Origin of the sequence: Moorena sp. SIO3B2, from assembly GCF_010692525.1 — a bacterium.
Lineage (GTDB): Bacteria > Cyanobacteriota > Cyanobacteriia > Cyanobacteriales > Coleofasciculaceae > Moorena > Moorena producens.
The window spans coordinates 1-1,814 of record NZ_JAAHHE010000781.1; the positions used below are offsets into that span (position 1 = coordinate 1).

Here is a 1,814-nt window from a genome sequence, read left to right on the forward strand (position 1 = left end):
CCACGCTACGCGAACGGCTTTGTTTATCAGTACATATATTATAGCAATTTTATAATACCCTGTGCAAAATTCATCCCACACCTATGCTACGCATTAGGTGTGGGGCTTCTTTTGCCGGACAGCTAAAGTTTTTTTTTAAATACTATGATGTCAAATCATATCATGTCCAGGGTAAGCGCAAGAAAAAATTGCCCATAATGTGCATTGGCTGGATATCGGTTGATCGTGGCTCGAAGATTAGTCGATATCTTACTATCTTCGATAACCTCAACATCACCACCGAGTAACAACAGGTTATCAACCGCCAGCTTCTCCAACTTAGCTTGACTGGTAATATTACCGGGAATTTGATTAAAGAAAAACACATTAGGATTAACGGTCAACAATGGGGAAGGAGGCTCTGGATTAGAGGCACTAAACACTCCTTGATTTCCAAAGCCAATCCCATCAGCAGTAGTGCCCACAAATGAACCCGATACATCCAGCTTGGCATTATTACCAAAGAAAATCCCATTGGGATTAATCAAGAACAAATTTGCTCCACCATCGACACCCAAGGTGCCAAAAATATTAGAGGGATTCGCACCAGTTACCCGAGACAGAATATTTTCAATGCCAGCTGGATTAGCAAAATAAACCCTTTGCCCATCTCCGACATTAAACTCTAGGAAACTGTGGAACAAATTGATATCCCGGATTGATCCTCCTTTAATTAGATCAACAATTTCTCCATTTACCTGACCCGAGCTTTGGTGAAACAAAGACCTTTCGGCGGTCGGTAACGTAGTATCAGGAGTAATCTGAGCATTAGCTTGCTTTACTGAAAATGCGTACGCTCCACTAATGGCTAAGCATAGCGCTAAACCTAACTGAGTGTTATAATTTTTCCAGACATATAATGCCATTGCTTAGATTTCTCCTGATCCTGGGTAGAGTGTTTTTACTGCACTTAAGGTTAATCAATGTCTTGCCATCAATTAACCTAATTTTGATTAATCTAATTTTGATTAACCTACTGACAACTGATCAGTCGGATTGATAATGGCTTGAGGCTGTTATTTTCTGTCGAAAGAATAATTTCGGCTATTATACACTTATAGGTGGCAGCTCTTGATGTAAAGTTTTGTTAAATTAGGTTAATTATGTTAAATTAGGTTAACCAGTGCGACAGGTAATGCTTATCCGAAGAAGCGACTGATAAATAACATCCAATCACATCCAAAATTGCTGCAATTTCCAACAGCGAATCAATTGGGCTGAAACTCATAAAACTAGCGCTATAGTTATCCCCCGCCTAATCTGAGTAATTTTTATTAGCGCTATAGTTTAGGAATAGGATGCTAATAGCTAGCATCGCACGCTTATCGAAAATTGCTGAAATTTCCAACAGTGAATGAATTCGACTGAAGTTAATTAAGCTAGCGCTATCGTTCCGAAATTGCTGAAATTTGCGACAGTCAAGATTATCGAAAATTGCTAGAATTTACGATAGTAAAGGGTTTTCACCCTTTGTTGATTAACCTAGCGCGTTCGCGTAGCGTCGGGCTTTGCCCGAATCGCTATTATCCCAAATGGCTGGAATTTCCAACAGTCAACATTATCCAAAATTGTTGTAATTTCCGGCAGTCAAGGATTTTCATCGAAGTTGCTGTTGCTAGCACTATCGTGATTAGCCAAAATGGCTGAAATGTCCAACAGTAAAGGATTTTCACCCTTTGTTGATTAACCTAGCGCGTTCGCGTAGCGTCGGGCTTTGCCCGAATCGCTATTATCCCAAATTGCTGGAATTTCCAACAGTCAACATTATCCAAAAT

At 39.9% G+C, this 1,814-nt stretch carries 1 protein-coding gene; it reads right to left on the reverse strand.

Features of this window, described 5'->3' with window-relative positions; translation table 11 throughout:
* Positions 1–155: 155 nt before the first annotated feature.
* Complete coding sequence (locus F6K38_RS40975; RefSeq protein WP_287360565.1) at positions 156–905, reverse strand: filamentous hemagglutinin N-terminal domain-containing protein; 750 nt, start codon at positions 903–905, stop codon at positions 156–158.
* Between the last annotated feature and the right edge of the window lie 909 nt (positions 906–1,814).